At 71.8% G+C, this 6,176-nt stretch carries 5 protein-coding genes and 1 tRNA gene; 2 read left to right on the forward strand and 4 right to left on the reverse strand.

The features are described from left to right. Positions 1 to 51: 51 nt before the first annotated feature. Together VOI19_RS11925 and VOI19_RS11930 are read right to left on the reverse strand one after the other, a co-directional pair. Positions 52 to 1,221: a DUF3179 domain-containing protein gene (locus VOI19_RS11925; protein ID WP_323793182.1), complete on the reverse strand. Its 1,170-nt coding sequence runs from the start codon at positions 1,219 to 1,221 to the stop codon at positions 52 to 54. A 5-nt stretch (positions 1,222 to 1,226) separates the two neighbouring features. Continuing rightward, positions 1,227 to 1,847, reverse strand: a complete 621-nt coding sequence (locus tag VOI19_RS11930; protein WP_323793183.1) for a TlpA family protein disulfide reductase — start codon at positions 1,845 to 1,847, stop codon at positions 1,227 to 1,229. A gap of 106 nt (positions 1,848 to 1,953) precedes the next feature. Between VOI19_RS11930 and uvrA the strand changes: the two genes are divergently transcribed. Beyond that, on the forward strand, positions 1,954 to 4,422 hold the full coding sequence (uvrA, locus tag VOI19_RS11935) for an excinuclease ABC subunit UvrA (protein WP_323793184.1): 2,469 nt from the start codon (positions 1,954 to 1,956) through the stop codon (positions 4,420 to 4,422). A 67-nt stretch (positions 4,423 to 4,489) separates the two neighbouring features. Here uvrA and VOI19_RS11940 read toward each other — a convergent pair. Further along, a tRNA-His gene (locus tag VOI19_RS11940) sits at positions 4,490 to 4,562 on the reverse strand. Positions 4,563 to 4,601: 39 nt separating this feature from the next. Next, positions 4,602 to 5,204 carry an oligoribonuclease gene (orn, locus tag VOI19_RS11945; protein WP_416366376.1) on the reverse strand — a complete coding sequence of 201 codons (603 nt, stop codon included), beginning with the start codon at positions 5,202 to 5,204 and terminating at the stop codon, positions 4,602 to 4,604. Positions 5,205 to 5,329: 125 nt separating this feature from the next. Between orn and VOI19_RS11950 the strand changes: the two genes are divergently transcribed. Continuing rightward, entirely contained in the window at positions 5,330 to 6,070 is a 741-nt protein-coding gene (locus VOI19_RS11950) for a DsbA family protein (RefSeq protein ID WP_323793186.1), read from the forward strand. Positions 6,071 to 6,176 lie beyond the last annotated feature (106 nt).

Here is a 6,176-nt window from a genome sequence, read left to right on the forward strand (position 1 = left end):
GAGCGCAGCAACGAACGGACGCCGCCGGTTCCAGAGCCCGACGTCGAGGAGTCACCCGCCTGACCCGGATCCCACGATCATGGTCTGGGGCTGGAAGGCCACCCAGGCGAACCAGAACGTGTCGAGATGCTTGACCGCCCGCAGCTGCGAGCCCGCAAGTGGTCCGCTGACGGCGCGACCGAAGGCGTTCCAGGTCGAGCCCGTGTCGTCACGGACCGCGCCCCTGCCGTCGCGGCGGAAGGTGAGTGTGCGGTCGCGCAACCGGGCGTCGTACGTCGCCACGGTGCCGATCTCGGCGCCGTCGGCCAGGTCTGCGGTGTCCAGCGCACTGGTCTGGCCGGGCAGGTGCCAGACCGTGACCGGAGCTCCGGCGACCTCGACCTCCACCACTCCGCGCTCGGTCGCCTCGGCCCGGGTGACGGCGATCGCGTCGGCGTCCGAACCCAGGCCGATGACCCGGGTCTTCGGGCCGAGCCGCTCATCGGCCTCAGAGGGATCGCCGGGCAACGGGAACAGCGGCTCCGACCCGGGCTCGTCGTAGCCGGGGTAGGGGTTGCGGCCGTAGTCACGCTGGTGGCCGGTGTCGCGGTTGAGCACGAGGGCGTCGGGGTGGGCCTCGCGGAACTGGTCCCAGCCGACGGTGCCGAGCGGGATGCTCTCCAGGGTGAGGCCGGTGCGCACGCCCACCGACGCCACGCCGGTCAGCTGGGGCCACAGCGACTCCGTGGCCCGGTCGTACATCACGAGGTTGTCGGCGTAGAGAAAGCCCGACACCCCGAAGGTGGTCTCCTCGCTCTCGACCGTGCGCTCGAAGGCGACCCCGGAGTTGCACAGGGGGCAGTAGGTCACCGTGACCGGGACGTCGCCGACGGTGTCGTTGACGATCTCGTGCCAGGTCATGACCCGTAGCGGGTAGCCGCGCGTCTCGCCCCCGAGCGTCAGGCTGAGCAGGGGCTCGTCGTCCTCGAGCCAGTCGACCGTCCGTGCGGTGTCGAACCGGGGCTCGTCGATCGACGGGATCCCGTCCGGTGGCGGACCGCCGGTGAGGAGGTCGTCGAGGTCGATCAGGGGAGTCGGGAACGACTCGTCGGTCGGGTTGTCGAGCGCCGAGACCCCCTCGAGCTGGGCTGTCTCACGAGCCTCGGAGGGGGCGGGACCACTGCCGCAGCCCGACACGAGAAGGGCCAGGACCACTGCGGCAGTGCCGGCGGACAGGCGCACGCAGATCAGCCCGCGACGAGCGAGGAGACGGTCGAGACCAACGCATCCGGGTCGAGGAAGCCGGAGGCCTGCTGCTCCCCGGCGGCGTCGAGGACGACGTAGGTGCTCTGCGCCGTCACCTCGAAGTGACGCCACACCTCGCCGTCCGGGTCGGAGAGCAGGGTGACGTCGTCCGACACGGTGCCGGCGAACTCTGCGATGGCCTCGGGGTCGTCGAGGGCGCCGACGCCGACCACGGCGATGTCGTCGCCGAACTGCTCGGCCAGGTCGTCCACCCCCGAGATCTGGGCACGGCAGGTGGCGCACCACGGAGCCCAGAACCAGAACACCGTCGGTCGGCCCGCCACGCTGGCGCCGTCAAAGGCTTCGCCGGCGACCGTGGTCGCAGAGAACTCGAGGGACGCGGGGACGACGACCGGGGCGTCCTCGCCGGCCGAGGGTGCGCTCGAGGGCGCAGGCGCCGGGTCGGCTGCCACAGCCGCGGGGGACGCCGGGGCTGCCTGAGCTCCCTCGACCTCGGGCTCCGTCGAGCACGAGCTGAGCACGAGGGCCGACACGGCCGACAGGGCGACGGCCCCGCGCAGCCCGCGGCTCGGGGTCCTACGGGTCCGCCTCGGCTGCCTCATCCCTCCAACGTACTCCGCGCCTCCGCACCGCCGGGGTGACGAGGCGAGCGCTCGAGTCATCCCACCGGATGGTCTGCCGCCGGGTGCGGGCTAGTAGGAAGAGGGGGTGCCCCACGATCCTCTCGACAACTTCGTCCACGTGCGCGGAGCGCGCGAGCACAACCTCAAGAACGTCGACGTCGACGTGCCGCGCGACGCGATGGTCGTCTTCACGGGCGTGTCGGGCTCGGGCAAGTCGTCGCTGGCGTTCGGCACGCTCTACGCCGAGGCGCAGCGCCGCTACTTCGAGTCGGTGGCGCCGTACGCGCGTCGGCTGCTCCAGCAGGTCGGCGCCCCGCACGTGCAGGAGATCACCGGACTCCCGCCGGCGGTGGCGCTCCAGCAGCGACGGGGTGCTGCGAGCTCGCGCTCGACCGTCGGCACGCTCACCACCCTGTCCAATCTCGTGCGGATGCTCTACTCGCGCGCCGGCACCTACCCGGAGGGCGCGCCGCGACTCGAGGCCGAGGCCTTCTCACCCAACACCGCCGCCGGAGCCTGCCCGGAGTGCCACGGTCTCGGGGAGGTGCACGACGTGGCCGAGGACCTGCTCGTGCCCGACGTGACCCTCAGCATCCGCGAGGGGGCGATCGCCTCGTGGCCGGGGGCCTGGCAGGGCAAGAACCTGCTGCGGATCGTCAAGGCCGTGGGGATCGACGTCGAGAAGCCGTGGCGCGAGCTGAGTCGGAAGGACCGCGACTGGCTGCTCTACACCGACGAGCAGCCGCGCGTGCTCATCGACCGTCGCGGGGAGGCCGACGACACCACCGGTCGCGACTACCACGGCACCTTCTGGAGCGCCCGCAAGCACGTGCGGCACACGCTGGCCGACACCAAGAGCCAGATGATGCGCGACAAGGCGATGCGCTTCGTGCGCAGCGGCACCTGCCCGACGTGCGAGGGCACCGGGTTGCAGCCGGCCTCGCTGCAGGTGACCTTCAGCGGACTCACGATCGCCGAGGCCAACGCGCTCTCGTTCGTCGACCTGGTCGCGCTGCTGCGCCCGGTCGCCGAGCTCACCGAGGCCGGCGCCGCGACGTCGTCCGCCGACTCCGGCGAGGCCACCGAAGTGGCCGTGCGGTTGTGCGCCGACCTCGTGGCCCGGGTCGACGTGCTGCTCGACCTCGGCCTCGGCTACCTCGCCCTCGGGCGCACCTCCACGACGCTCTCGCCGGGGGAGGCGCAGCGGCTGCGGATCGCCACGCAGCTGCGCTCGGGGCTCTTCGGAGTCGTCTACGTGCTCGACGAGCCGTCGGCGGGCCTGCACCCTGCGGACGCCGAGCCGCTGCTCGACGTCCTCGACCAGCTCTTGGGGTCGGGCAACTCGCTCTTCGTCGTCGAGCACGACCTCGACGTCGTACGACGGGCCGACTGGATCGTCGACATCGGTCCCGGGGCGGGGGAGGGCGGTGGTGAGGTGCTCTACTCCGGCCCGGTGCCGGGTCTGGAGGCGGTCGAGTCGTCGGTGACCGCCAAGCACCTCTTCGGTCGGGCCGAGCCGCTGGAGCGGCCCCGTCGTACGCCGCACGGCTGGCTGCACCTGCGAGGGATCTCGCGCCACAACCTCGACGACCTGTCGGTCGACGTCCCGCTCTGCGTGCTCACGGCCGTCACCGGGGTGTCCGGCTCCGGGAAGTCGACCCTGGTCACCCAGGTGCTGGCCGAGCTGGTGCGTCGCCACCTCGGGCAGGCGCCCGACGACCCCGACGAGACCGCGCTCGAGATCGACGTCGACGACGCCACCGGCCTCGAGGCGTTCGACCGGCTGGTGCGGGTCGACCAGCGCCCGATCGGGCGCACCCCGCGGTCGAATCTGGCGACCTACACCGGGCTCTTCGACGCGGTGCGCAAGGTCTACGCCGCGACGCCCGAGGCCCGCGAGCGCGGGTACGGCGCCGGACGCTTCTCGTTCAACGTCGCCGAGGGCCGGTGCGAGACCTGCCAGGGCGAGGGGTCGGTGTCGGTCGAGCTGCTCTTCCTGCCCGGCACGTATGCCGCCTGCCCGACCTGCCACGGGGCGCGCTACAACGCCGAGACGCTGGAGATCACCTACCACGGCAAGAACGTCGCGCAGGTGCTCGAGCTGTCGGTCGACGAGGCCGCCGACTTCCTCGCCGACGTTCCTGCCGCCGCCCGGAGCCTCACGACGCTGCGTGAGGTGGGGCTGGGCTACCTCCGTCTGGGCCAGCCGGCCACCGAGCTGAGCGGGGGCGAGGCGCAGCGCATCAAGCTCGCCACCGAGCTGCAGCGCGCCCGCCGCGGTCACGCGCTCTACCTGCTCGACGAGCCGACCGCCGGGCTGCACCCTGCCGACACCGCGCTGCTGGTGCGCCAGCTGCACCGGCTCGTGGACGCCGGCAACACCGTCGTGCTGGTCGAGCACGACCTCGACACGATCGCGAGCGCCGACTGGGTGATCGACCTCGGCCCCGGCGGGGGAGACCGGGGTGGTGGGGTCGTGGCCACCGGTGCCCCCGAGGACGTCGCGCGGAGCACCGACAGCGCAACGGCGTCGTACCTGGCGGCGAGGCTGTAGCGCCCGGCGATGGCCCGAGACGAGTCGAGCCCCCGACCTGCGTGCAGGTCGGGGGCTCGATCATCAGGGTGAGTAACGGGACTTGAACCCGCGACATCCGCCACCACAAGGCGGCGCTCTACCAGCTGAGCTATACCCACCAGGGCTGGTCCCTTAGGACCGGATGAAGTGTAGACGGATCAGGCGCCAGGCGCAGAATCGGACCCGGTCAGACCGGTCAGGGCGCCGCCGTGCCGGGCCGCTGCATCCTTGGCGATCGCGCTCTCCGGGCCGGGGGCCGGCACGAAGACGGTGTCGCGGTAGTAGCGCAGTTCCTCGATGCTCTCCTGGATGTCGGCCAGCGCGCGGTGGTTGCCCCGCTTGGTGGGGGAGGCGAAGTAGGCGCGCGGGTACCAGTGCCGCGAGAGCTCCTTGATCGAGGAGACGTCGACGATCCGGTAGTGCAGGAAGGCGTCGAGGTCATGCATGTCGCGGGCAAGGAAGGCGCGGTCGGTGGCGACGCTGTTGCCCGCGAGGGGCGGACGGCTGTCGGCCGGGCAGTGCTCGCGCAGGTAGGCCATCACCTCGGCCTCGGCCTCGGCGAGCGTCAAGCCGCTGTCGAGCTCGTTGATGAGCCCGGACGTCTCGTGCATGGTGCGCACGAACGGGATCATCTGCTCCAGCGCCTCCGGCGGGGGCTTGATGATGAGGTCGATGCCCTCACCGAGGACATTGAGGTCGAAGTCGGTGACGAGGGCTGCGACCTCGACGAGGGCGTCGGCGCCCAGGTCGAGTCCGGTCATCTCGCAGTCGATCCAGACAAGGCGGTCGTTGGTGCTCACTCCTCGACCCTAGGGCACCACCGTGAGCAGGCTGACCCCTCGGCATGCCGAGGAGGCCGTCGGGCGGCCCCCGTACGATCGCCCGCATGAGCTCGAAGTCGGCCAAGAAGGCCAAGGTCCAGGCGCGCAACGACCGGGCGGCCGAGCTGCGCGCGGAGGCCGAGCGCGCACGGCGCGCAAGCGTCATCCAGCGCTTCGCGATCGTGGGCGCGGTGGTGATCGTCGTGATCGTCGCGGCGGTGTTCATCAGCTCTCGCGACGGCTCCGACGTCGTGGCGTCCGAGGCCGGCTCCAGCGACTACGGGCTCGTCGTCGGCGACACCGCCGCACCGCACGAGATCGTGATCTACGAGGACTTCCTCTGCCCCGTCTGCGGAGTGTTCGAGGAGGCCTCCGGCGAGATGCTGAGCGAGGTCGCGGCCGCCGGTGACGCGGTCGTCGACTACCGGCCGGTCAGCTTCCTGAGCCGCTTCGGCGACTACTCGGCCGATGCCGTGAATGCACTCCTCGTGGTGCAGGAGGCCTCCGGAGACGAGGTCGCCAAGGACTTCCACGACCTGCTGTTCGCCGACCAGCCGGAGGAGAGCGGGCCGTTCCCGGACGACGACTGGCTGGTGGCGAAGGCCGTCGAGGCCGGCGCCGACGAGGCTGCGGTGCGCCCCGGCATCGAGGACGGCGCTCGCCTGGCCGACGTCGAGGCTGCCACGGCCGAGGCCGAGGAGGCCGGGGTCCGCGGCACGCCCACCGTCCTGCTCGACGGCGTCGTCTTCGAGGACGGCGACACCTGGGAGGAGCGGACCACCAACCTGCGCGAGGCGGTCTCATGAGCCCTCGACTGCCCGACCTCTCGGCGTTCGTCGCCGGACTGCCCAAGGCCGAGCTGCACGTGCACCACGTCGGGTCGGCGTCCCCGCGGATCGTCAGCGAGCTCGC

Origin of the sequence: Nocardioides sp., assembly GCF_034670285.1 — a bacterium.
Taxonomy (GTDB): Bacteria; Actinomycetota; Actinomycetes; order Propionibacteriales; family Nocardioidaceae; genus Nocardioides.